Raw genomic sequence first — 26,156 nt, forward strand, 5'->3', positions numbered from 1 at the left:
CTCATATATAGGGATGGATTATGTTTTAGATTTTTTTTCTATTTAGTATAACTCACTTTCCAAACCGTGTCCCCTGCATCGTCATTAACTAATAAATCTCCGTAAGGTGTAACGGTTACACATACGGGTCTACCGTAAACTTCTGTATTGTTCTCTTCAGAAATAAAACCTGTTAGAAAATCTTGAGGTTTTCCGTTAGGTTTTCCATCTATAAAGGGTATATATACTACGCGGTAACCAGAAAGCTCAGATCTGTTCCACGATCCGTGTTGTCCTACAAATGCTCCGTTTTTATAAGTGTCAGGAAAACGCTCTTTATTGTAAAAGGTGAATCCTAAAGAGGCTGTATGCGGACCAACAGATACATCGGGGACAATTGTTTTAGCGACAAGATCAGGAGCTTTCCCTTTCTGTCTAGGATCTTCAATTTGACCGTAGTATGCATAAGGCCAACCGTAAAAGCCACCTTCTTTTACACTAGTTACATAATCTGGAACGAGATTGTCTCCAATTTCATCACGTTCATTTACAGCTGTCCAAAGCTCCATGTTAACAGGATTCCAGTCCATACCTACGGGGTTTCTTAATCCGCTTGCATAAACTTTTTCATTACTACCATCTATATCAACTTCTAAAATATTGGCTCTACGTACTTCTTCGTCCATACCATATTCTCCAACATTACTTGCAGACCCTACAGAAATGTATATTTTATCTTCAGCTTTGTTGGTAATAATATTTCGTGTCCAGTGGTTGTTATAACCTCCAGCAGGTAGATCTACAATTTTTTTACTTTCATCAGGATCTAATTTTGTTTGTCCAACCTTGTAAGGGTATTTATAAAGTCCATCTGTATTGGCTACATAAAAATAATTATCGATGATAAGCATACCTAATGGCTGTTTTAATGCGTCTAAAAAGGTTTCTCTTAATTCAATATTGCCATCATTATTTTTATCTCTCAATATGGTAATCAAGCCAGCGCTGTTCTTAGTATTAGCTTCGCAAATAAATATATCTCCATTTGGTCCTATGTAAGTCCAACGTGGGTTTTTAAATCCGTCTGCTAGTTTGGTTACAGTAAAACCTTCTGGAGCAACAGGCATTTTGCCTTCCGGCCAATCTACTAATTTGTTTTCTTTTCTAACAGACTTTGTGGAGTAGGGTTTAGGTAAAATTAATGGACCTACAGCAGTTTGTACAGTGTCTGCAGGTTTGTTAGATATCATTTCTTTTTGAGTCTCTGATACTTCCATCTTTTTTTCTTCTTTTGTTTTGCAAGCAAAGAAGAGTGTTATAATAAAAAGTAATAATACGGGTTTGTGTAATGTCATAATAATAGCTTTTTTTTGAAAATAAAGCTTTCATTTAGTGATTTTTAACTCAATCGGTTTTTTAAAATAAGTTTAACATTTTTAAATGTATTGTGCTTGTGTTTAGTGACTTAGTCTGTTCTTTAAAGACAAACGCCTTTGACAATTTAAACGTTGACAAAGGCGATTTTATAGAATATTTTCTGAACGTATTTGTTTAGGCAAAAATAGGTTCAGTTAGAATATTAATTTTCAGTTTTATTTGTTTTAGTCTTAGAGAATTTCCAAATAATAGCTACAATGGCAATAAATGGAACAATTAACCAACCCCATTGTCCAATAAAAGTGTCATGAGTGTGGTGTCCTCCAGGATGTGCTAACGCAATTTGAGAACTTAATACAATTAAAAATAAAGAGCTTAATTTTTTCATAGTTTTAGCGTTTTTTAAGAATTAGAATTGATTTTATTGATCACCTGAAATGGCGACTGATTTGTTTCTAGAGCTAGTCTTTGTATCTCATCAAACTCAGGTTTTATCTTTATGTTATGTGTTGGAGTTGTGCTTTCTTTTACAAGAACGTCTCCTAAAGGTGTTTGTTTCTTTTTTTGAACTCTAGGTAACTCAATACGGTCAATTTTAAAATAGCGAACTCCAATAGTACTGGTGTTATCAAAGATATAATTAGAGACTGCTGTTAAATTATGCTTTGGAAGAATAACACTGAGTAGAAATGCAAATCGGCCTTTCTTCATGAGTTGTTGTGTGATACTAAAATCTAGAGCACCAGAAGCTAATAATCCATCTTGAAAATGAGTTCCTAAATATTCAGGAGACATATCGTCTATAGATGCTTCTAATTGAAGGTAGCTATCTTCACCTTCAGTAAGATTGTTTTCTAATAAAGAAATACGTACCACATTTGCATTATGGAAATCCTTTTTCCCTGGACCATATGCTGTTTTAGTAGTAGTGTATGCTGTAGTTTTAAAATCTGGATTTAAGTATTTTAAGATGGCAGCTCCCGTTGGTGTTATTTTTTCTCCCGCTTCGGTTCCTGGATAAATGGGCATTCCTAATAATAACTCTGCAGTAGCAGGAGCGGGAACTGGTAACATACCGTGTTGTGTTTTAACAATTCCAAAGCCGGTACAAATAGGCGTACAGTATACTTTAGAGATGTTTAATTTATCAATTAATACCGCATTTCCAACAATGTCTATAATAGAGTCTACACCACTTATTTCGTGAAAATGAATGGTCTCTAAAGGCATATCGTGAATTTTAGATTCTGCCTGACCAATCATTAAGAAAATTTCATGTGCTATTTTTTTAGCATTGTCGCTAATATGTGCGTGATCTATAATGTTTTGAATATCACTTAAATGACGATGATGTTCGCCATCATGATGATGGTGATCATGCTCATGAGAATGAGAGTGTGCATCATCATGACTGTGAGAATGCTCGTGACTATGCGAATGCCCATGCTCGTGACTATGTCCGTGGTCATGATCTGGTTCTTTTCCAAGATTCAAATCAATCACTTCAACATATTGGCAATTAATACCGTTTTTGTCGACTTGCTTAATTTCTATTTTACCATCTGGCAAATGTAATTTTTGAGGTAAATCGAGTAGTAATTCGTAATCTCCTAGCAGTTCGCTAAAAGCACTGAGAAACATATTCCCCGATAACCCCGAAAAAGCTTCTATATATATGGTGTTCATTTTTTTATAAGTTTCAACATTCTAAAAGCACTCATGGCTGCTCCATAACCATTATCTATATTTACTACAGAAATACCATTTGCACAACTTGTAAGCATGGCGTGTAATGCGGTTACTCCATCTTTTGCGGTACCATAGCCTACAGATGTTGGTACTGCAATAATGGGTTGTGGTAACAAACCGCCAACAACGGTGGGTAGTGCGCCTTCAAAACCAGCGACTATAATTAAAACATCAAATGTTTTTAAATCTTCTAGTTTATCTAATAAGCGATGTAAACCAGCTACACCAACATCATGAATAATACGTGCATCCACTCCCATATATTCTAAGGTGTAAAATGCTTCATTAGCCACACCAATATCAGAACTTCCGGCAGATACTATACCAACTTTAATAGAATGGTTTTCAATTTTATTTATTGGGTAAAGCATAAAAATACCAGATTCATCATCGTAGAATGCTGTTTTATATACATCTAAGAGTGCTTTTGCTTTATCTTGTTGTAATTTAGTAATTAATACATTTTTGTTTTTTTCAGAATATTCTTCTAATAATTCTGATAGCAATGCTATACTTTTTGAAGCGCCATAAATTACTTCTTCAAAACCTATACGTTGCTTTCTGTCTTCATCTATAATAAAGGCTTTATCCATGTAATACACGATTTAATTTTCCTGAAACAAAACCTTCCTGATCTATTAGTACTTTAGAAAACCCTAAAGCTTTTATGTCTTTAGAAATAGCATTAAACTGATTTTTTAATGAAGATAAATCGGAAACAGGAACTTCTATAGAAGCTTCTTCTCCAAGATATCTTACACGTACGTTGTTAAAACCAAATTGATTTAGAATATACTCAGCTTGCTCAATTTGTTTGAGTCTTATACTATTTACGGCCGTTCCGTAGGGAATTCTAGAGCTTAAACATGGGCTTGGTGGTTTAGTGGCTGTTTCTAAACCTAATTCACTAGCCATAGCTATCACTTCTTTTTTATTTATTTTAAGTTCTGCTAAAGGAGAACGAATGGCATGATTTTTAGCCGCTTCTAAACCTGGACGGTAATCGCCTAAATCATCTAAATTTGTACCATTTAAAATGGTATAATCAGGATATTCAGCTTTTAAAATATCTACCATGGCTTCGTAAAGATGTGTTTTACAGAAAAAACAACGATTAGCCGGATTAGCGGTGTAATTAGGATCGTTTAATTCGTCTGTTTTAATCACTCTTAATTTAATGTTGTGCTTTTTACAAAAGTTGGTAGCGATTTCAAAATCTTTAGTTTTTAGACTTTCTGAATTAGAAATTAAACCAATAGCCTGATCTCCTAGTGCTAATTTTGAAGCGTACAATACTAAGGATGAATCTACACCTCCAGAAAATGCTGTAACCGATCCTTTATGGTCTTTAAACCAATTTATAAGTAATGGTAATTTAGACATAAGTTTTAGTTTTTTGTCAGGCATTGTTATGCCAAGAGGTTTGAAATTAGGCTTTATGTCCTGCTTTATCTACAGTAAAAACTTTGAAATCTCCTGTTTCATTAGTTGCAAAAGCAAATGGTTTAGATTTCAATACTTGAGGTTTATGTTCTACTTTTCCTATAACGTTATTATTTAATACAATTTCGTAATGAGAAATAGGATCTGCAGCAGCATAAGCCGTTTGCCAAGTAATTTTAGTAGTTCCGTTTACTGTTTCTTGTTTAATATCTCTTGGAGGCGTCATGTCTATTTTATCTAGCTGAAAGAAATTTGTTCGTTCTCCAGCTGCTTTTGCAGTTTTTGCTTCTATACTACGTCGTTTTTCCTGAGACATAGCATCTGGTTTAACCTGAGCACCGTAATAGTTTTGTGTTAATTGACATTTTAATGGATCATCATCTATTTGACCAATTCCTATAATAAGTGTGTCTACTCCAGGTGTTGTTAGTACATATTCTATAAGCTCATTACTTGGTAAGTCTGCAGAACCTACTTTACGGTAAATCTGACTTGGTTTTCGGGAGAATCCAGGGACTTCTTTATACATCGTTCCTGCGCCAAAAACTTTCATACCAATAACGCCTATACCTTTAGCTTTAGCAAGCGGAATAACGTTATGTTGCATATTGAAATACAAATGGTCATTAGAATTTATAGATACTAATAAAGCATCAAGTAAATCATATTCATCACGTTGCATAAAATCAATCATGGCTTCAGGATTTTTATGTCCAGAAAAACCAATATGTTTTAGTAATTTTTCATTTTTAGGATTAGTACCAGTAAAATTTGTACCATCTCTAAAATCTTTTAAAACAACTAGAGCTCCAAAGTTTTCATCTGGTTTAATAGGGGTTTCAATACCTTTATATAGTATGTCGTTCTCTTCAATAGATTCTAAAGCATGAATTAAAACAATGTCTACGTAAGAACCTTCTGGATAATAACCTTTCCCATCACCAAAAAGCTGAGTCATGGTTCTTCTAATATCATCAGCAGCAGTTTGCACATCTTCACCATTAGATTTGTTTCTTACATTTTCTCTTTCTTCCCATCCCGGTTTTCCCCATCTCATAAGTGTCTTACTTGTAATGGTAATAGAGTCTCTAAGTTTTTTGTTGTAATTCGGTTTTCCTGGAATTAAGTTCATTTTTTCAAACGCAGAATGGTAGTGTAACTGGCTTAAATCGTAAACATTAGAGGTGTCGAAATAATTAATCCCTAAATCGAAAGCTTTAGTAATAATTGAAACGGGATCTACATCGTCTGGTGTCCATTGAATAGACGCTTGTCCGCCGAGTCCTAATGTAGTGACCTTATTTTTCATTCTACCAAAAGGTCTTAACATTGGAGCAGGTGCTTTGTCTGAAAAACTCATTCCTAGTGGAAGAATCACAGCTCCTGCAGCAGCTGTACTCGTTAACCGAAGAAAATCGCGTCTAGTTACTGGGTATTTACTTTTCATAGCTTGTGTTTTTTTTGTTGAAGTTAAAAAATCTATTATTCAACAATAATTTTTTTAGTGTCAAAATAGAATTTTTAACATGATTTTAAGTTTTTATTAAACTGTAATTGTATTCTTACAGTTTTTGTAAGAATAATAAATTTAAAAATGACTTTTTTTGAATTTATTATTAACTCATTTAAGTTTCGATTTAACTCAATGGTAATACGGTTCTATATCTGTTTTAAACATAAAACCATTTATTTTACGGTGCTTTTGTACTGTAAAATATTTTGATAAATCGATGAGTAAAAAACAAGATTATAACCACGCCTACAACGAGTATTGGTATGAATTGTATGCATATGCTAATAATATTTTGCGATCTCGAGAAGCTGCCGAAGATATAACACAAGAAGTGTTTTTAGATCTTTGGAATCGGTTAGACGACTTAACCATAGAGCATTATAGAGCATATTTGTATAAAGCAGTGAAGTTTCAATGTGCTAAAAGATTACGTAATACACCTTTTACAGAGGTTATGCTCGATAAAATTGAGGCGACTTTAAGTGTTGATGATTTAGATGTCAATCAACATATTGAAGCTAGTAAAATTCTACTTATCGAGAAAATAGATGTTTTAGCTAATGATGTATTACCAGAACGTTGTCTTCAAATTTTTAAGCTTCGTTTTAAAGAAAATTTAAGTTATAAAGAGATTGCTAGTATGTTAGATATTTCTACCAGTACGGTTGATAATCAAATTAATAAAGCCTTAAAAACCCTAAGAGCGTCTGGTATTTATAACTCCGAGATGGTACTACTTCAAGTCATCTTAATAGGGCTTACTACCGTTTAATGTTAATTAAGTGTTAGCTAGGTTAACAAACCTTTAACAACAAAAAATAAGATAGGGGGAGGGTGCTTTTTGGGTACTTCATAGTAAAGGGATATTGTTCCCTATTTACATATACTATGAACGAGAAGAACTTTAAACGTATTCTTAAGAAGTACGAAAATGGAGTAGCCTCAGAAAAAGATATCGAAATTATAGATGCTTTTTTTGATGCCATGCATACAGCAGGAGAAGACCCTAAAACATTTAAACATAACCTTGCTTTAAAAAATAAGATCTATAAAAAAATAGAACAAAAGAAGCACACCAAAATAAACTGGAACTGGAAGATCGCTGCTTCTATAGTTGCATTAATAGGGTTTAGCTTATTTAACCTAATTAACAATCAAGAGTTTTTTAATAGCCATACTCAAAATCTAATAGAATCACATTTAGGCGAACAGACTCAAGTGCATTTGCCAGATGGTTCTACCGTTATTTTAAACGGGAAGAGCTCTTTACAATATCCTAATGCATTTAAAGACTCTATACGATTAGTCAAATTAAAAGGACAAGCTTTTTTTAATGTCACTAAAAATCCAAATCAACCCTTTGTTATTCAATCTGGATCAATCACTACAAAAGTATTAGGGACCTCTTTTAATATTATAGAAAACGATACTACAGTTCAAGTTGTTGTAAGTACGGGGTTGGTTAATGTCTCTTCACAATTAGCTTCGGTGTATTTAAAACCAAATCAGAAGGTTATTTATAATAGGACATCACATCAGCTTAAAAAAACCAATGTAAACGCAGAGCTTATTAATCTGTGGTGGAAAGGTGAAGTGGTTTTAAAACAAATAAAAATACAAGAATTGGCTACCGAGCTTGAGAAATTGTACGGCTTACCTTTTATAATAAAAGACGATGCTGTAAAAAAGATGTATCTCTATTCTTTAAGATTATCTAGAGACGAACCATTACAGGAGTTAATAGCACGTATCAACTTTATAAACGAAATCCACTTAATTAACCATAACACTATGATAGAAATTACAAAAGACTAGATTTTTTAAAAGAGAAGGATCTGCGGCAACAGATCCTCTCGAAATTAAGCATTGAACTTTAAAATAAAAATAAAACCCAACATCCAATTCAATGAAAGCATTCTTAAGGAATACATTCCGATTAACACTGTTTATATGTTTTATAAGCGCATATCAAAGTTATGGTATGGCAAAAAACATAAATACAACAAACTTATCTCTTAACGAAAGGGGAGCATCGCTTGTTGAAATTTTAACTAAAATATCAAAAATAACTGAATTTAATATGACTTATGGCGATTTTATCGCTAAAAACGAAAATCATTACGATGCTGTTTATAATAATACATCACTAAACAACATATTAACAGACCTAGGCAAACGTGCACACTTTAGCTTTAAAGTGAATGGTAGCGATGTGTTAATAGGGCATACTGTAAAACAATCGGCATTCCCACAAGTGCAACAAAATGTGACCTTACAAGGTAAGGTTTACGATGAAATAGGATTGCCGTTACCCGGAGCAAATATTTTAGAACAAGGCACTACAAATGGGGTGACTACAGATTATGACGGAAATTTTACTATAAAACTATCTCGTACTAATCCTACCATAATTGTTTCTTATTTAGGCTATGCAACTCAAAATATACCTGTAAACGGTCAGACAAATGTGTCTGTAAACTTAGAAGTCGATGCATCGGGTTTAGAAGAGATTGTTGTTATTGGTTATGGTAGTGTTAAAAAGAGCGATTTAACTGGCGCTGTGTCTACAGTAAGTTCAGACGATTTGGTTGCTTTTCCTGTAGTCGATGCTGCACAAGCTTTACAAGGTCGCGCTGCTGGTGTGTCTGTACAGTCTACCAACGGGGCACCAGGTTCAGATTATAGCATTCAAATTCGAGGAAATACGTCTATTAATGCCAGTAACGATCCGTTAATTGTAGTCGACGGATTTATAGGAGGTGTAATGCCGCCTGCAGAAGATATACAATCTATAGAAGTGCTTAAAGATGCATCATCTACAGCGGTTTATGGGGCAAGAGGTGCTAATGGTGTTATTATTGTTAGTACAAAAAGAGGTGCACAAGGGAAGCCGCAATTTAGTTTCTCGACGTCGTATTCGTCTCAAACAGAAATCAATCGTTTAGATCTATTGAATGCCGATCAATTTACCGATTATATTACAGAATTAGATCCAGATTTTGTGCCTGAATTAACAGGAGAAGGGACCGATTGGCAAGACGAAATTTATAGAACTGGTGGTGTTCAAAACTATCAATTGTCTATTTCAGGGGGTTCAGAAGCCTTGAGTTATTATGTGTCTGGTGCAATTTTCGATCAAGAAGGTATTGTAAAAGATTCAGACTATAAACGATATTCAATTACAACCAATTTAGATTTACAAGCTTCAGAGTCGGTTAAATTTGGTACAAGTCTATTTATTCGTCGTAGTAATACCAACGGTGTAAAAAGTCAAGAAGGCGGAGATGCTGCACAAACAGGGGTTATTTCTGGGGCGTATAAATTCTCTCCAACCCAAAGCATTACAGATGCTAACGGCGATTATGCATTAAGTATTGTCGGATATCCTATAGACAATCCGTATGCTTTGGCTACCGAATATCAAAACGAAGTGATTAAAGATCTGTTTCAAGGGAATGTCTATACCGAAATAGATATATTGAAAGACTTAACATTTAAATCTACTTTAGGGGTTAGTATAAACGATTCTAGAACAGGTCAATACTATCCAACAACTTTAGATCGCGGGAATAGTGTAGGCGGAGAGGCTACACTTAATACCTATAAGAAAACCAGTTTTATTAGCGAGAATTATGTAAACTATTCTAAAACCTTTGCAAAGGTGCATCAACTCGCTGTAATGGGAGGATATTCGTTGCAAAAAGACCGCACAGAAGTTACAAGTACTTTAGCTTCAGGTTTTATTTCAGACTCTTTTTCGTTTTGGAATTTAGGTGCCGGATCGAATGCATCTTCTGTAGATTCTGAATTGTCTGAAACCACGTTCGAAGCTTTTTTTGGTAGGGTTAATTATACCTTAAACGATAAATATTTATTCACCTTTACGGGCAGGCAAGAAGGCTCTTCCGTATTTGCTAAGAATAATAAATACGGATTCTTTCCTTCAGCAGCATTCGGATGGAAAATCTCAGACGAAAACTTCTTAACAAATTCTAATACGATCAGTGTCTTAAAACTACGCTTAAGTTATGGCGAAGTTGGTAACCAGGCTATTAGTCCGTATCAATCTTTAGCGTCATTTACAGATGTCTTTACAACCGTGCAAGGGAGTGCGGTAACTGCCATTCGTCCGTCTACCATTTCAAACAACGATTTAACATGGGAAACCACTGCACAAACCAATATTGGTTTAGATCTTGAACTGTTAAGAAACCGCTTCGGAGTGACTTTAGATTATTATAAAATGAAAACTACAGATCTGTTATTCGAGGTGCCAACACCAAACTATACAGGCTTCGAGACGCAACTTCAAAATATTGGAACTGTAGAAAACGAAGGTTTTGAATTTGCAGCCAACGCTACTATTTTTCAGAGTGATTTTAAATGGAAAACCTACGCTAATATTTCATTCAACAAAAATAAAATCATAAAGCTTGTAGAGAACGATACCGATGGGAACGATATTTATTATTCCTCGAATCCGTTATCTGGTGGTGGTACTACGCAGTTATTAAGAGAAGGAGAATCTGTTGGAACATTCTGGGGCTATATGTACGATGGTGTGGTACAATCTGAAGATGAGGTGCTTATTGGCGGCGAAGCTGTTGGTGGCGAAAGCTTTAAAGATTTAAATGGCGATGGCGCGTTAACCGACGAAGATCGCGCTATTATTGGCGATCCGCATCCCGACTTTAATTGGGGGTGGAATAACGATTTTAGTTATAAAAATATTAACCTAAATGTATTTATTCAAGGAGCTAAAGGCGGAGAAATATTAAACTACACCTTAATGGAACTAGGCGCTTTAAACGGCAGAACTAATGTAACCACAGAAGCACTTAACCGTTGGAGTCCGACTAATACAGATACCGATATTCCAGAAGCACGAGTGAGCAGAAGTTTTGTGACTTCAGACCGCTGGATTGATGATGCTAGCTACGTTAGAATAAAAAACATCTCCTTAGGGTATAACTTTGCTCCAGACGTATTATCTAAAGTTCACATATCATCGGCAAGACTGTATGTTAGTGGTCAAAACCTATTTACGTTTACTAATTACAAGGGTATAGATCCCGAAGTTTCGTATAGCAATACAAGTAGTAACATTGGCTTAGACTATGGAAGTTACCCGAATGTAAAATCGTATACCGTAGGATTAAATATAAGCTTCTAATCGTTCACAACACTTAACATTATAATTATGAAACATATAATAAAATTGTCTGCACTAGCGCTATCTCTATTCGCGGTTTTAGTGAGTTGTGCAGATTTAGACGAAAACCCAGTAGGGACATTAACTCCTGAAGGCTTTTTTAATACCATAGACGACGTATATCCTATGATTGATGGTACGTACGGTCTTATGGCATCCTCAAGTTATTATGGCGCCGGACTTACCGTGCCCTTACAACTTATGAGCGATATGGTAGATAATGGTTACGAGTTTAGTGATTATGCCGAGTTTAGTCGCTTTTTAACCACGCCTACAAATTCGTATGTGTCTAATCTTTGGGCTTCGTCTTACCAAACTATTGCTACAGCAAATACAGCCATTCAGGGGGTAAGTTATTTAGATGATGAAGACGAAACGGTTAAACTCGCCGCTGAAGCCGAAGCCAGATTTGTTCGCGCTTTCTTGTATTATCATTTGGTCAGACTATATGGTAATATTCCGTATATAGATAGTCCAGATATAGCCGATCCGTTAAGCATCACCCTGTCTACGCCCGAAGAGGTGTACGCACATATTATAGAAGATATGACGTTTGCCTTCGAGCACTTAAATATGGATCCCAGAGGTAGCGTAAGATCTCGACCTTCTAAAGGGACAGCAGCCTCGTATTTAGCATCTGTTTATATGACGCTTGGCGAATGGCAATTGTCTTACGATAAAGCCAAATGGGTAATCGATAATGCAGGTGCGTTACACTATGCGTTGGAAGACGATTTTCAAGATTTGTTTAGAAATAGCGAACAATGGGCGTCATCAGAATATATTTTTCTAGTCGATTTCACCAGTAACCAAACCGGACAAAATCCCAATCCAACCACATACGAAAACGACAATAAAATCGGACCCTTTAATGGGGTAGAAGGTGGCGAATCGCCCTTAGGGGGTTGGAGCATGCTTGTACCACATCTTAATGTGTATACCACTTGGGAGGCTAACGATTACCGCTTAAACGTGAGTATGACCGATGCATTAATTTTAGATGACGATACCGGTATAGTAAGACCATACACCGATTTTGAAATCCCAAGACCACATGTTGCCAAATACACCAGATTTCCAGGAGACGGACGAACAACTGCAGGGTGGCGTTCAGATTTTGATTATGTTACTTTTAGATATGCTGAGGTGTTACTTATTGCAGCCGAAACTGCTAACGAATTAGGATTTACTGCCGAAGCTATAGGCTATGTTAACCAAATACGTGCCCGTGCCAGACAAGCCGGTGAGATTGAATTTACAGGTGGTGGATTAGGAACTTACGAACCTTCTGCTTTTCCTGAAGATGTTTTATCAGGAACCGGAACAGCAGCGTTAAGAACTTTAATATTAGAAGAACGCCGTATAGAATTTGCGTTCGAATGGAAACGCTGGTACGATATTGTACGTCGCGATCTCGGACACGAGGTTTTTGGAACAGATGGATTAGAACCCCAATCTAATTTCGCAACCTTTAGATACTTACTACCCATACCACAAGACGAAATGAATAAAAACGAAAACTTTATTCAGAATCCAGGATATTAAACATAACATACGTGTGGTAGCTCTCTAATGGCTTGCCTTTTAGAAGTGATTACACGTATACCTTTTGATTATTTTTACACCCTCCCCTTATAAACGTTTTGTTTAGAGGGGAGTTTTTTTTGTTTTAAACTAGAGATGAGATTGTAGGTTTTGGACTTTAAAACCAGTATGTGTTAGGTTTAGTATTTAGGTATACAATGCTAAATATTAAGGCTGTGATATTTTAGTAAGCCTTTTACGGTAAACCGCAATCTTATATGGTTTGGTTTCATTATTTTTAAGAAATGTAAATTAAAATATTATTTACTTATACATGGCTAAATAAGTAGCTGTAAAAAATCATAAATCTATAGAAAAATACATATTAAACCTTTAGTAGGTTTTTATGGAATTGTAAATCAAGTAAATATTTCACTTGATTGAAAAAAGAATTTAAGTAAGATGAGCTATGAAAAATTTTAATAAAGGAGCTGAGTGGAGAAAATGGGATTTACATATTCATAGTCCATATACTTTCATGAATAAATATACAGCAACAGATGAGGACTTTATAGAAAAAATTGAAAGTGAAAATATATCATTAGTTGGTCTTACTAATTATTTTAAATTTTCAGAAGAAGAGTATGCACTTGTAAACAAGCTAAGAGCAAAGGGGATACAGACTTTTTTGAATTTAGAATTACGACTAGATTATCAAAATAATGAAGACGATTGTCTTGATTTACATGTAGTTTTTTCTGAAGAGGCTTCAGAAAGTGAAATCAAAAAACTTCTAGATAACTTAAATGTAAATGTCGGAGCTACAAAAAAGAAATCCGCAGATTTAATCAGTAATGATGATTTTAAAAAAGCAGTGATTCAATTCGATCATCTTAAAGAGCAGTTAGAAGATGAATCTTTGAATTTAAGAGGAAAGTATATGATAGGTTTTTTGTCCAGAGGTAAAGGGAACGGAAGAACTAGTACAAATTATGAGCAATTAGCTTTACAATGTTCTTTGCTGATACATTCGAGTAATAATCCTTTAAACATAGTTAAAGATCGTGAATTTTGGTTAAAGCATAAAATGCCTTTGTTTCAAAATAGTGATGCTCATTCTATTGCTATGATAGGTTGTAAGTATACTTGGGTCAAGGCAGATTTGACTTTTGAAGGATTAAAACAGGTGACAAATGAACCTAAGGAAAGAGTATTTGTTGGGGAGATTCCTTCAATATTAGAAAAAGTTAAACTCAATAGAACCAAATACATAAAAGAATTAGAAATTGATTCAATAGATGGCTATGATGGGAAACATGGTGAATGGTTTTCAAAAATTAAGATTCCTATAAATAAAGAACTTTCTGTTGTTATTGGAAATAAAGGAAGTGGTAAAAGTGCTGTAGCAGATGTTGTTGCATTGTGCTCTGGATATAGTAGGCATGATGATTTTTCATTTTTGAAAAAGAATAAATTTAGAGATGGAAAACATGCAGATAATTTTGAAGGAATGATTACTTGGGAGAGTGGTGCTAAAAGTGATGCTAAGAATTTATCAAGTACAGATATTGAGCTTATTGATAAAGTAAAGTACTTACCTCAAGGACAATTTGAAAAGTTAACTAATGAAATTGAAAACACCAAAGAGTTTCAACAAGAAATTGAAAAAGTGGTATTCGATCATATTGATACTTCAGATAGATTTGATAAAAAATCGTTTGTTGAACTTCTTAACTATCATAAAGAGAATGTAGAAATTGAAATTAATTCACTTAAAAATGAGATTACTGAAATTAATAAAACAATTGTTGAGCTAGAAAAAAAAGAGTATCCTCTTTATAAAAGTGAATTAGAGGCTAAGAAAAAGCAGAAAGAAGATGAATTAGCAGCTTTAATAGAACCTAAAGTTGTTTTAGATCCAAATATTGATCCATTAAAAAAAGAAAAAGCAGCAAAGCAATTAAGAGTTGTTGAGAAGGTGAAAAAAGAAATTGAAGATCTTCAAATAAAGGAATCTGATAATATTACTAAAAAACAAACCTTATTAATTGATTTAAAATATTTAAATGATTCATTAGAGTCAATTAAACTTAAGACCGAAGAATTTAGGAGTTTTCTCGGGCCAATCGACTTAAAATTCAACGATTTTGGTTTAGATATTTTGAATGTCATAAAAATCAATACTGATTATTCAACAATTGAAACACTAATTACTCTAAAAGAAACTCAGTTAGATAAACTAAAAAAAGAATTAGGAGAAGGAGAACTTACAGATGCTGAAAAGGCAAATAGTATATTGAATAAATTAAGTTTATTAGAAGTAAGTTTAATAGCTGAAAAAGAAAAACTAGACTCAGAACAACAAGTTTACCAAAAATATATTTTAGAAAAAGCCGCATTTGATTTAAGTAAAAAAAATATTATTGGAGATAAATTGACTTCTAATACTATTGAATATTTCAAAGAGCAAATACGTTATGTTGATGAAGATTTAGAGAGTGATTTAGAATTAGCATATAATAGCAGGATTGAAAAAATTAAATTAATTTTTAAGAAAAAATTTGCAGTAATAGAAATATACAAGGAGATTAAATCTAAAATGGATGAAACCATTAAAGAGAATGGAGATTTACTTAAGGAATATCCGATTTCGATTGATGCATCATTAGTTTTGAATGTTAGATTTATCAATAACTTTTTAGGCTATATTAATAAAGCTAAATTAGGAACCTTCAAAGGGAGTGTGGAAGGAGAAAATCAATTAGAAAAAATTATTTCAGAAATAAATTTTAATTCGGAAGAAGATCTTATTTCATTTGTAAATGAAATTTTTGACACTTTTAAGTTTGATAAACGTAGTGAGGGAGATCCTACAGCTAGAAAATACATTGTAGATCAAGTTAGTGATGTTATAGGTTTATATGAATATATTTCTTCCTTAGATTATAATTATAAATTAAGACAAGCTGATAAAGATTTAGATCAATTATCTCCAGGAGAAAGAGGTGCATTATTATTGGTTTTTTATCTTTTATTGGATAAAAATGACTGCCCGCTGATAATTGATCAACCTGAAGACAATTTAGATAATCATAGTGTAGCGAATATTTTAGTTCCTTTTATTAAGCGAGCTAAAAAAAGACGTCAAATTATCATGGTAACTCATAATCCTAATTTAGCAGTAGTGGCAGATGCTGAACAAGTAATAAGTGTTTCATTAGATAAAAAGAACAATAATAAATTCTCATTTATTTCAGGCAGTATCGAAAATAAAGAAATTAATGATTCAATTGTTAATATTCTTGAAGGCGCAATGCCAGCTTTTACTAATCGAAGAAATAAGTACTTTCAAGCTAGATAATCTAAAAAACAATTTTTTAATGTGGAGTTGTAAAAAAATAAAAACTAAATTATAGAATTAACGAATTATGAGTACATTTTTAACCGCAAATGATTTGAATGATGCTATCGATGACATTATCACTTACACAAACAATTTATAATAATTATATCCTACTTTATAACGTTAGATGATTCTTATAAAGAACGGTCTAACTCAATTAAAAATAATCGTACGATTTACTTTCATATTTAAGAGTGCTATCCCAGAAACAAAGGCAATATAGACACGTTTTATTACCTTTAAAAGCTTTACAAATTCACTTATGTCATGCGAGTGCGATAAGGGATTGCTTTGGGCATCCTTCGGAAAAAGGTCCTGTTTTCCGAAGCTCAACGGAACAAGACTCGAACAAGACTCGAACAAAACCCCTAAAAAACACGAATTTTGTGTCAAGAGGATTCAAATGTAGTCATAATCGTTCACGGTGTGTCAATTTGTGTCACCATGTGTCAGAAGCTGTTGTATATGCCTACACATTAAAGGGCGTTTTAGGTGTCATATGGTTAAAAAACGGATAAAAAGACTTAATAAAATCTAAGGTTTAGTGTGTCTTGTTAACCCGCTAAAGACTTATAAATAGTGTGTTTTTAGCCTTTGTTCTAGTCGGGTTTAGATGAGGTGTGCTTGGGAATAATTGACAAGGCGTTTTAGTCTGCAACTTAAGTGGTTGTATACCGCTTGGTAATATACTAGGTTTACGCGGGTGTAAACAGATGTCATGGTATTACCAAGCTAGATTTAGACATGGCAAATGCGACACCACCTCACCAAGATTTTGTACAGCATGCTGTGGTATGTCTTAAATAAAAAGCTGCATTTGTAAATTGTTTTAAATTGTTTTTTTTCTTCTTAAATAAGGTATCGCATAACTGTGTAAAGGTTTTAGTATTGGCCCCTCTTTAAAAGGTTTTCCGAATAGTTGCGGCATATATGTATGAATCAGATTAATAATAGGGTAACATAAGGCTAACGATATAAGAGTAACTATTAAAGCATTTAATGTTATATACCAAACCGAATCATTTAAAACAGTTAGTTTGGCGACATAATCGTTAATAAAGTGATAAAATACACCATTTAAACCTAATAATATTAAGGTGTTTGCGCCTATAAATTTAAAGACTTTATGGCTTGGTATAATATGCCCTAAACTTATCATGAATACTATACCTAAAAGAGAATTAAGTATAAAAGGGAAGAGGTTTCCATGGGTAGAAGTGGCCATTATAACCGTATTGGTATGGTCTATGTAAATAAACGATAAGACTAATAACACAAGCGATAATGGGGTAAGAAGGTAAAATAGCCGTTTTGGTATGTTGCCTATTACGGCATATATATAATGACCAATAAGGTAAAAACCGAGTGCCACGATACTTTCTTGAGCATACCATATGTTTAAATTAATCCCTAAAAGATGGGTTACGGTATTGGTGAGAAAATAACCAAAAATAACAAAACAAAGTCCTGAAATTAAATTTACGAGTTTGTTTTGAGATAGAAGATTAAGACCTGCAACAAGAAGTTCGGTTGTAAATAAGCAAACAAGAAACCATGTAATAAAATCTAACTGCGGATTGCCAATAGCATATAGCGCTGCTTTTTTTAGAATAGAGAGGAGTAAAAAATCGTCTTTTACAAATCTATTATAAATAAGCCATAGCGGAATAAACAGTAACGCAAATGCAAATACCGGAATAATACGCTGTAAAAAAAGCGTCTTAATATACGCTAATTTGTGAGTTACTTTTTTTGCAAAAAAACCAGATACGGCAAAAAATAAAGGGATATGAAACGCGTAAATAAAATTAAACTGTAAGCTGCTTACACCATCAGGACCTTCTATATTTGTTATGCTTTCTACGTAATGTCCATAAAAAACCAGAATCATTCCAATAGCCTTAGTCGTGTCTATCCACTCAATTCTTTTCATGTATGTAATCGTATTTAAACCTAAAAGGCAATGTTTAGTTGTAAAATAAGTTCTCTAAAATAAAAGAAATCGCGTAGGAGCGTGTAAAAAAGAGCATAAACTTCAATTTAAAACAGGATCTTAAAACGCTAAATCTAACAATAATTTATTCTGAAAAAGATCTAATTGAAATAGATTTATAAAAACACTTAACCTAATTAGATACGTTAAGCGTATACCTACAGACTGTTTTTTTTAATGGTATAAGAATTCTGTAATAAAATACGGGTAATTTCTAAGACTTTTAAAAGGTCTTGGGGTAGTGAATGTGAAATTTGTTTTTATGACATAAAATTTTTAAATAAAATTTAATACGGTATATAAAATTACAGAATTGGTAATTCGCTAAACTATAGAAGTTAAGGTTTTCTGTGTTTTTACTGTATTAAAACTAATTGTAGTTTGTAACTGTTTTTACTATCTTAGTTATGAAACAACTAATTCTTTACCCTTGAAATTATTTAAATATTTAGTTTTTGTTTTGCTTTTTAGTTTGGTTACAGACTATTATGCACAAGAATTTCCGCCAATTCAAAAATATTCTCCGATAGATTATGGGGCCGATAATCAGAACTGGGCAATTTCTCAAGCTAAAAACAAACACATTTATGTCGCAAATAATAGAGGGTTATTAGAGTTTAACGGTGCCAATTGGGAGTTGTATTTGTCTCCTAATCAAACCGTAATGCGCTCGGTTACTGTAGATGGAAATCGGGTGTATACAGGGAGTTATAAAGAATTTGGCTATTGGGAATATAACCCGTTGGGGCGATTAGAATATGTGTCTTTATCGAAGCAATTAGACATTTCGTTTTTAGAAAACGAAGATATTTGGAAAATTATTACAGTAGAGGATTGGGTGTTGTTTCAATCTCTAAACCGGATTTACATATACAATAAAAAAGATGGAACAGTTTCTATTTTAAATTCTGAAACAACCATTTATAAAATGATAAAAGTAAATGCGAGTGTTTACTTTCAGAAGGTGAACGATGGTGTTTATGAAATTGTAAATGGTAAATCTAAATTAATATCGAATAATCCTATATTAAAGGAAAACTTGTTGGTTAATATTTATAATCAAAAGGGTCAGTTTTTATTTCAAACAGAAGATCATGGGTTTTATAAGTATGAAAATAATACGCTGAAAAAATGGAATATTTCTTCAGATCACATTATATCACAAAGTAGAATTTATAGAAGTCTAAAACTAAAAGATAATAGCTTTCTGTTGGGGAGTATCTCGAATGGTGTGTTTCATATTGATGAAAACGGCGAGCTTATTCAACATTTAAATCAGAAAAATGGATTAAGTAATAACACCATACTTTCTGTTTTTGAAGACAATGAAAGTAATATCTGGTTAGGCTTAGAAAACGGAATTAACTGTGTAAATATAGATTCTCCGTTTACCATGTTTAACGATGTGGTAGGAAAATTAGGGTCTGTAAATGCGTCTATTTTATATAACGGCTACCTGTATTTGGGCACCAATCAGGGGTTGTTTTATAAACCATTTGCAACCAATGAAGAGTTTCATTTTATAGAAGGTACACATGGTGCTGTATGGAGTTTAACTAAAATTGATGATACCCTATTTTGCGGACACGATTCGGGAACGTTTGTAGTTAATAAAGATACAGCTAATCTTGTTGTAGATGTTTTAGGGACATGGATTGTAAAACCCATTCGGGATGACTTAATTATTCAGGGAAACTACTCCGGGTTATATGTTATTGAAAAACGAGATGGAATATGGCAATTAAGAAACAAAATTGAAGGCTTTAATGTCTCTAGCCGATATCTGGAGTTTTTAAATGAAAATACCATTTATGTTAACCATGAATATAAAGGTGTTTTTAAATTAACGGTAGATAAAGAGCTAACAAAAGTGATCGCGCTTAATGAAGTTGCCAATATTGATAAAAGCAAAAATTCGAGTCTTATTAAATATCAGAATAAGTTAATTTATACAAGTAAATCTGGAGTCTCTATTTATAAACCCAAACAACAAAAGTTTGTTAAAGATTCTTTATTAAGTCGTTTTTTTGAAACAGATGAGTATTCGTCAGGGAAATTAATAAACGATTATAGCAACCAAAGACTGTGGTCGTTTTCTAAATTAGGATTGTCTTATTTAACACCAGGAAAATTAAGTAATACGCCTTTAATACATAAAATAGCACTCCCTAGTTTTGTAAGAAGTGATATTCCAGGGTATGAGAATATGACCTATTTATTTAATAATAAATACTTGTACGGAACGTCTCACGGATATATTATTTTAGATTTAGATAAGTTAGAACATCAATCATTTAAAATAAACCTGAATTCCATTTCTAATACGGCTTCTAAAAATAACGATACGATACGGTTGCACGATAAGAGCCAATTTGCAAGTTTTAAAAACAGAGAGAATAACGTTCAGTTTACTTATAATGTACCCGAATTTAAAAAGTATTTAGTTCCGGAATTTCAATACAAGTTAGATGGTATGTATAATGAGTGGAGCCCTTGGTTAAAAAAACCAATGGTGCTCTTCGAAAACTTACCTTATGGAGAATATACTTTTAAAGTAAAGGCGCGTATAGGCGATACCTATTCAGATAATATAGAAACCTATAGTTTCGAGATAGAAAGACCTTGGTATTTCTCTACAATAGCAATTGTAGTGTATATTTTATTGGTCTTATTCTTTTCTATGCTTATGCACCATATGTATAAACGTTATTATAAAAAACAGCAAGACAAATTATTGATGGATAATCATCGAGAGCTTGTGTTAAAGGAGCTTGAAAACAAACAACAACTCATGCGATTTAATAACGATAAATTGCGTCAGGATATCGATAATAAAAACAGAGAATTGGGAATGTCTACCATGACGCTTATTAAAAAAAATGAGTTGTTAAATAGCCTTAAAAAAGAATTGCTTAAAGTAAACGATGTTAAAAATATAAAGTCTGTAATTAAGATTATAGATAGTAACATTAACAATACAGACGATTGGCATGTGTTTGAAGAAGCATTTAATAATGCCGATAAAGACTTCCTAAAGAAAATAAAATCGATTCATCCAGAGCTTACATCAAACGATTTAAGACTGTGTGCATATTTACGATTAAATCTAAGTTCAAAAGAAATTGCTCCGCTATTAAATATCTCTCCACGTAGCGTAGAAGTGAAACGATATCGTTTACGTAAAAAAATGAATTTACCTCACGAATCTAATTTAACCGATTATATTTTAGAATTATAACACCAATACAAGTCTAAAAAAGACCTATACAAGACCACAACATTGCTTAAAAGTTAAATTATATTAACAATTAAGTTAATGAAAAGTTAACGTGTAATGCCTTGTTATAATTGAAGTTTTGATAAAAAACAGCCTTCTTTATTATCATGTATGTTTTTTGTTGCGGTCTGATTTATTAATTACTTAATCTTAAGTGTTAGTTTTACTTTAAACAAAAACTAATATTTATGAGACACACGCTATTTAAAATTTTAACCCTATTCTTTATAACATTTGCCAGTGCACAAAATATTGATGTAACTGGTAGTGTTCAAGATGAAACAGGTTTCCCTATTCCGGGAGCAAACATCATTATTAAGAATACTACTATAGGTACGACCTCGGATTTCGATGGTAATTTTACCTTAAAAGGGGTTGAGGTTGGTTCGACAATTTCAATTAGTTATATAGGATATGTAACTAAAGATTTAGTGATTTCTGATAATTCTGAACTAAATATTCAATTAGGTGAAGATTTAGCACAATTAGATGAGGTAATCGTAGTAGGTTACGGTACTCAGAAAAAGAATGATGTAACTGGAGCTGTAGCTGTAGTGAGTTCTGAAACCATTGAGGCATTAAAACCAATAGATGCTACTCAAGCGTTACAAGGAACAACGGCAGGAGTTTCTGTGACTGCGCCTTCAGGTTCGCCAGGAGGAGGATATAATATTTTAATTCGTGGTGTAAGTTCTAATGGAGATAATGAGCCTTTAGTTATTATAGATGGTTATAAAGGAGACTTAAACACGATTAACCCAAGCGATATTGAAACCTTTTCTATTCTAAAAGATGCACAAGCTGCTATTTATGGTATAGAAGGTGCCAATGGTGTGGTATTGGTTACAACTAAGTCTGGTAAAAACAATACTAAAACTAAGATTAGTTATGATGGTTATACCGGTTTTCAAGAAACTACGCGTAAATTACCATATTTAAATGCTACCGAATATGCCTTGTTATTAAACGAAAGTTATGCCGCTAATGGTGAAGATTTACCATTTCCTAATGTTAGCGGTTTAGGTACAGGTATAGATTGGCAAGAACAACTTTTTAATACTGCTCCTATTACTAACCATAATATATCTGCATCTGGTGGTGGAGAAAATAACACCTACTACTTTGGTGGTTCTATTTTAGAACAAGATGGTATTGTGGCTAGCGACAAATCTAATTACCAAAGAGCAAATGCTAAAATTAAATTAACGTTCGATATTTTTGATAAACTTAAGTTTACAACCTCTGCAAACTATTTTAATAATAACAGAAAGAGTATTGGAGAAAATGCATTAGGGACACCTTTATTTAATGCCTTAAACTATGCGCCAACATATAGTATAGATCAGGAAGATACCTCTGGGTTTTTAGGGAACGAAGTGGTGAATCCACTTTCTCAAATATCAAATACCTATAATAAATATTCAGGTAACTCTATAGAAGGTACATTCCAGTTAGAATATAAGCCTATAGAAGGATTAACCATTACATCTCGTATTGGTATTAAATCGTATACAGATAATGCAAAAACATTTTCTCCTATAGTAAATTACGGTTCTGGTAAAGTGTTTAATACAGATAGAAGTAGTGTTACTCAAACTAAAAACACTAATAATTCTTATACTTGGGATACTTTTGCAACCTATAGTAAAGTGTTTGCCGAAGACCATAACACTTCATTTACATTAGGTACAAGTGCACAACGTGCTTGGGGAGACAATTTAAGTGCAACAGGTTACGATGTGCCTAACAATTCTTGGGAATTTGCAGACATCTCTTTAGCTAACGGAATTTCTGAAGCTAAATCTACAAGTTCTTACATCTACGATTCTAGATTAACATCTTTCTTTGGAAGAGTACAATACGATTATAAAAGCAAATATTTAATTTCAGGAATGATTCGTCGTGATGGATCTTCAGATTTTGCAGCAGATAACAGATTCGATTATTTCTCTTCTGCAACTGCGGGTTGGAAAATATCTGATGAAGATTTCTTAAAAGAGGTATCGTTCTTAGATCTTTTAAAACTGAGAGCCAGTTATGGTATTCTGGGTAATAACGTAGGAGACGATTTATATAGATCTGAATTAAGCGGAGAAGCAACATATGTTTTAGATGACGCTTTAGTAACAGGTGTAGCTAACGGAAGAATTCCAAATCCAGATGCAACTTGGGAAACTGCTGAAAAATTAGATATTGGTTTAGATGTTAATTTATTCAATAATAAACTAGAAATAGTTGCCGATTACTTTATTGAAGATAGAAATGATTTATTAATAGAAGACTTTCCAGTATCGGGTATTTTAGGTGCAGGTGCTCCTGGAGCAGGTTTACCAACTGTAAATGCAGGAACAACTCGTAATAAAGGGGTAGAGCTTTTCTTAAACTATAAACAACTTGTCTCAGATAATTTTTCTTTCGGTGTAAGTTATAACGTTACTAATATTAGTAGTGAGGTAACTGCCGTTAATAATGGTGCCGTGTCTGAAGGTGGATCTTTTAGTGTGGGACAGCCAGCCATTGCAAGAATGGAAGTAGGACAACCAATAGGGTATTTCTACGGACTTAAAACAGATGGTATTTTTCAAAATCAAGCTGAAGTCAATGCACATCCATCACAATCAGATTTAGGTGCAACTGCTCAACCAGGAGACCTTAGATTTGTAGATGTTAATGGCGATGGCGAAATTACTTTAGATGATAGAACCTATTTAGGTAAACCTCAAGCCGATTATATTATGGGGTTAAATTTAAGTTTCGATTATAAAAACTTCGATTTTAGTACCTATATGTATGCCGAGTTAGGGAAAGAAACCGTACGTAACTACGAGCGTGACCAAAATAATGTAAACCGTTTAAACCTGTACTTAGATAGATGGACAGGAGAAGGCACTAGCAATAGTGTACCAAGAACGACTACAGGAGGAACATCAAATAAATTATTCTCAGATTTTTATGTTGAAGACTCTTCTTTCTTAAGACTTCAAAATATACAATTAGGATATTCTTTATCAGACGATGTTATTCAAAAATTAGGCATCAGCAGATTTCGTTTATATGTGTCTGTAAATAATGCATTCACATTCACGAAATATAATGGTTACGATCCATCAGCAACTAGTGGAGATGCTATTGGAGGCGGAATTGACTATGGTTTTTACCCAATATCAAGACAATTTATTTTAGGATTAAACCTATCTATTTAAAACTAACAGTATGAAAAAATATATAAACAAAATAACAATAAGTGCTTTTGCATGTCTATGTCTATTTGCCATTCATTCGTGTAGTGATGAGTATCTAGAAGAAGTAGATAGATATAGTATAGATTCAGAAAGTTACTTTAACTCAGAAGACGATTATTATAATGCCTTAGTCGGGGCTTACGATTTATTACAATCTACTTACTTAAATGTCATTTTAGGTGAAATCGCATCAGATAATACGTTAGCAGGAGGAGAGAGTGCTACAGATGTAACCTCTTGGCAACAAATTGACGAGATGATTCATACGCCCGTAAATAGTGAATTAAAAAACCTATGGGATTGGATGTATGCCGGAGTAAACAGAGCCAATTTTATTTTAGAATTTCAAGATAAAACAGACTTCGACGGTAAAGAAGTTATTCTAGGTGAAACACACTTTTTAAGAGCGTATTACTACTTTGAATTAGTAAAATGGTTTGGACCTATTCCGTTAAAAGAAACACGATTCGAATTGGGAGACGAAACCGTTATTCCACGCTCTCCAGTTACAGATGTGTATGCTTTAATTGAAGCCGATTTAACCTATGCAATTGAAAACTTAAGTTATACAGCACCACAAACTGGTAGAGCAACTAAAGGATCTGCGCAAGCCCTTTTAGGAAAAGCATATTTATACCAAGAAAAGTATACTGAAGCAGCAGAAGTTTTTGATGATCTTATTGCAAACGGCCCTTACCAATTAGTAGACGATTACGATGCTATTTTTGAAAATGATACAGAAAATAATATAGAATCTGTATTCGAAGTACAATACTCAGATGCAGAAGGTGCAGGATTCGAGTGTTTAAACTGTAGTGAAGGTAACGTTGCTGTAGGATTTAACGGAATTAGAAATTATTCTGGTCCAGTTTTCGAATCAGGATTTAGTTTTAATGTCCCAACTCAAGAAGTTGTAGACGAATTTGAAGATGGCGATTTACGTAAAGATGTTGCGATTTTAGATATCGTATCATGGGCAGCTGCTAATGATGCAACCTATACAGAAGGATACAATCATACTGGATATTATAACAGAAAATACCTTCCAAGAGTAGGCGATTTAAACACAGGAGATCAAAACCTTACTAACCCTAATAACTACAGAGCTATTCGTTTTGCCGATGTATTACTTATGGCTGCAGAAGCTTATAACCGTGGTGGACTTGGCGATAGTCAAGCTCAAGTATATTTAAACAGAGTTAGAGCAAGAGCTTTTGGAGAAGCTAACGATGTAACTGCTACAGGAACTACTCTTACTGCAGCTATTGCACACGAAAGACGTGTAGAATTAGTAGGAGAAGGACATCGTTTCTTCGATTTAGTAAGAACAGGAAGAGGAGCAGAAATAGACGGATTTGTCACTGGTAAAAACGAAGTGTTTCCTATTCCAATTGAAGAAATTCAATTTTCTAATGGAAACTGGGAACAAAATCCAAACTATTAA

15 protein-coding genes are annotated in these 26,156 nt (G+C 33.4%); 8 read left to right on the forward strand and 7 right to left on the reverse strand.

Going from position 1 to position 26,156, the window contains the following annotated elements; translation table 11 throughout:
- Positions 1-38: 38 nt before the first annotated feature.
- The 6 genes from Q1B05_RS14075 to Q1B05_RS14100 all read right to left on the reverse strand — a co-directional run bounded on the left by Q1B05_RS14075 (position 39) and on the right by Q1B05_RS14100 (position 5,995).
- Positions 39-1,334 carry a sorbosone dehydrogenase family protein gene (locus tag Q1B05_RS14075; protein ID WP_299781590.1) on the reverse strand — a complete coding sequence of 432 codons (1,296 nt, stop codon included), beginning with the start codon at positions 1,332-1,334 and terminating at the stop codon, positions 39-41.
- Positions 1,335-1,558: 224 nt separating this feature from the next.
- Positions 1,559-1,744, reverse strand: coding sequence for a hypothetical protein (locus Q1B05_RS14080; protein ID WP_299781591.1), 186 nt, complete (start codon positions 1,742-1,744; stop codon positions 1,559-1,561).
- Between the two features lie 14 nt (positions 1,745-1,758).
- A complete protein-coding gene (larC, locus tag Q1B05_RS14085; protein ID WP_299781592.1) occupies positions 1,759-3,042 on the reverse strand; it encodes a nickel pincer cofactor biosynthesis protein LarC in 1,284 nt (427 codons plus the stop codon).
- Positions 3,039-3,698 carry a nickel pincer cofactor biosynthesis protein LarB gene (larB, locus tag Q1B05_RS14090; RefSeq protein ID WP_299781593.1) on the reverse strand — a complete coding sequence of 220 codons (660 nt, stop codon included), beginning with the start codon at positions 3,696-3,698 and terminating at the stop codon, positions 3,039-3,041. The genes larC and larB overlap by 4 nt, the downstream gene beginning before the upstream one ends.
- The gene (gene larE, locus Q1B05_RS14095) at positions 3,691-4,488 is read right to left on the reverse strand and encodes an ATP-dependent sacrificial sulfur transferase LarE (RefSeq protein ID WP_299781594.1); all 798 of its coding nucleotides are present in this window, start codon (positions 4,486-4,488) and stop codon (positions 3,691-3,693) included. Before larE ends, larB begins: the two co-directional genes overlap by 8 nt.
- Positions 4,489-4,534: 46 nt before the next feature.
- Positions 4,535-5,995: an aldo/keto reductase gene (locus Q1B05_RS14100; protein ID WP_299781595.1), complete on the reverse strand. Its 1,461-nt coding sequence runs from the start codon at positions 5,993-5,995 to the stop codon at positions 4,535-4,537.
- Between the two features lie 283 nt (positions 5,996-6,278).
- On the opposite strand from Q1B05_RS14100, the gene Q1B05_RS14105 reads away from it, so the two are divergent.
- The 5 genes from Q1B05_RS14105 (at position 6,279) to Q1B05_RS14125 (ending at position 16,158) form a co-directional block, all read left to right on the forward strand.
- Positions 6,279-6,833 (forward strand): sigma-70 family RNA polymerase sigma factor, encoded by a 555-nt coding sequence (locus Q1B05_RS14105; RefSeq protein WP_299781596.1) that lies wholly within the window; start codon positions 6,279-6,281, stop codon positions 6,831-6,833.
- Positions 6,834-6,949: 116 nt separating this feature from the next.
- Entirely contained in the window at positions 6,950-7,876 is a 927-nt protein-coding gene (locus Q1B05_RS14110; RefSeq protein WP_299781597.1) for a FecR family protein, read from the forward strand.
- Positions 7,877-8,042: 166 nt separating this feature from the next.
- Positions 8,043-11,234 carry a TonB-dependent receptor gene (locus tag Q1B05_RS14115; RefSeq protein WP_299781598.1) on the forward strand — a complete coding sequence of 1,064 codons (3,192 nt, stop codon included), beginning with the start codon at positions 8,043-8,045 and terminating at the stop codon, positions 11,232-11,234.
- Positions 11,235-11,261: 27 nt separating this feature from the next.
- Complete coding sequence (locus Q1B05_RS14120) at positions 11,262-12,818, forward strand: RagB/SusD family nutrient uptake outer membrane protein (protein ID WP_299781599.1); 1,557 nt, start codon at positions 11,262-11,264, stop codon at positions 12,816-12,818.
- Positions 12,819-13,266: 448 nt separating this feature from the next.
- On the forward strand, positions 13,267-16,158 hold the full coding sequence (locus tag Q1B05_RS14125) for a TrlF family AAA-like ATPase (protein ID WP_299781600.1): 2,892 nt from the start codon (positions 13,267-13,269) through the stop codon (positions 16,156-16,158).
- 871 nt (positions 16,159-17,029) lie between these two features.
- Here Q1B05_RS14125 and Q1B05_RS14130 read toward each other — a convergent pair.
- Entirely contained in the window at positions 17,030-18,133 is a 1,104-nt protein-coding gene (locus Q1B05_RS14130) for an acyltransferase family protein (protein ID WP_299781601.1), read from the reverse strand.
- A 490-nt stretch (positions 18,134-18,623) separates the two neighbouring features.
- Between Q1B05_RS14130 and Q1B05_RS14135 the strand changes: the two genes are divergently transcribed.
- The 3 genes from Q1B05_RS14135 (at position 18,624) to Q1B05_RS14145 (ending at position 26,156) form a co-directional block, all read left to right on the forward strand.
- The gene (locus Q1B05_RS14135; RefSeq protein WP_299781602.1) at positions 18,624-21,431 is read left to right on the forward strand and encodes a LuxR C-terminal-related transcriptional regulator; all 2,808 of its coding nucleotides are present in this window, start codon (positions 18,624-18,626) and stop codon (positions 21,429-21,431) included.
- Between the two features lie 227 nt (positions 21,432-21,658).
- Positions 21,659-24,673, forward strand: a complete 3,015-nt coding sequence (locus Q1B05_RS14140) for a TonB-dependent receptor (RefSeq protein WP_299781603.1) — start codon at positions 21,659-21,661, stop codon at positions 24,671-24,673.
- 10 nt (positions 24,674-24,683) lie between these two features.
- Positions 24,684-26,156, forward strand: coding sequence for a RagB/SusD family nutrient uptake outer membrane protein (locus Q1B05_RS14145; protein ID WP_299781604.1), 1,473 nt, complete (start codon positions 24,684-24,686; stop codon positions 26,154-26,156).

Origin of the sequence: uncultured Formosa sp., assembly GCF_947500765.1 — a bacterium.
Lineage (GTDB): Bacteria > Bacteroidota > Bacteroidia > Flavobacteriales > Flavobacteriaceae > Formosa.

Bases quoted from the DNA above. Each gene is read 5' to 3' on its own strand.
- larE (WP_299781594.1), bottom strand. From the start codon at position 4,488: ATGTCTAAATTACCATTACTTATAAATTGGTTTAAAGACCATAAAGGA.
- Q1B05_RS14125 (WP_299781600.1), top strand. From the start codon at position 13,267: ATGAAAAATTTTAATAAAGGAGCTGAGTGGAGAAAATGGGATTTACAT.
- Q1B05_RS14080 (WP_299781591.1), bottom strand. From the start codon at position 1,744: ATGAAAAAATTAAGCTCTTTATTTTTAATTGTATTAAGTTCTCAAATT.
- larC (WP_299781592.1), bottom strand. From the start codon at position 3,042: ATGAACACCATATATATAGAAGCTTTTTCGGGGTTATCGGGGAATATG.
- Q1B05_RS14105 (WP_299781596.1), top strand. From the start codon at position 6,279: ATGAGTAAAAAACAAGATTATAACCACGCCTACAACGAGTATTGGTAT.
- Q1B05_RS14145 (WP_299781604.1), top strand. From the start codon at position 24,684: ATGAAAAAATATATAAACAAAATAACAATAAGTGCTTTTGCATGTCTA.
- Q1B05_RS14120 (WP_299781599.1), top strand. From the start codon at position 11,262: ATGAAACATATAATAAAATTGTCTGCACTAGCGCTATCTCTATTCGCG.
- Q1B05_RS14130 (WP_299781601.1), bottom strand. From the start codon at position 18,133: ATGAAAAGAATTGAGTGGATAGACACGACTAAGGCTATTGGAATGATT.
- larB (WP_299781593.1), bottom strand. From the start codon at position 3,698: ATGGATAAAGCCTTTATTATAGATGAAGACAGAAAGCAACGTATAGGT.
- Q1B05_RS14100 (WP_299781595.1), bottom strand. From the start codon at position 5,995: ATGAAAAGTAAATACCCAGTAACTAGACGCGATTTTCTTCGGTTAACG.
- Q1B05_RS14115 (WP_299781598.1), top strand. From the start codon at position 8,043: ATGGCAAAAAACATAAATACAACAAACTTATCTCTTAACGAAAGGGGA.
- Q1B05_RS14140 (WP_299781603.1), top strand. From the start codon at position 21,659: ATGAGACACACGCTATTTAAAATTTTAACCCTATTCTTTATAACATTT.
- Q1B05_RS14075 (WP_299781590.1), bottom strand. From the start codon at position 1,334: ATGACATTACACAAACCCGTATTATTACTTTTTATTATAACACTCTTC.
- Q1B05_RS14110 (WP_299781597.1), top strand. From the start codon at position 6,950: ATGAACGAGAAGAACTTTAAACGTATTCTTAAGAAGTACGAAAATGGA.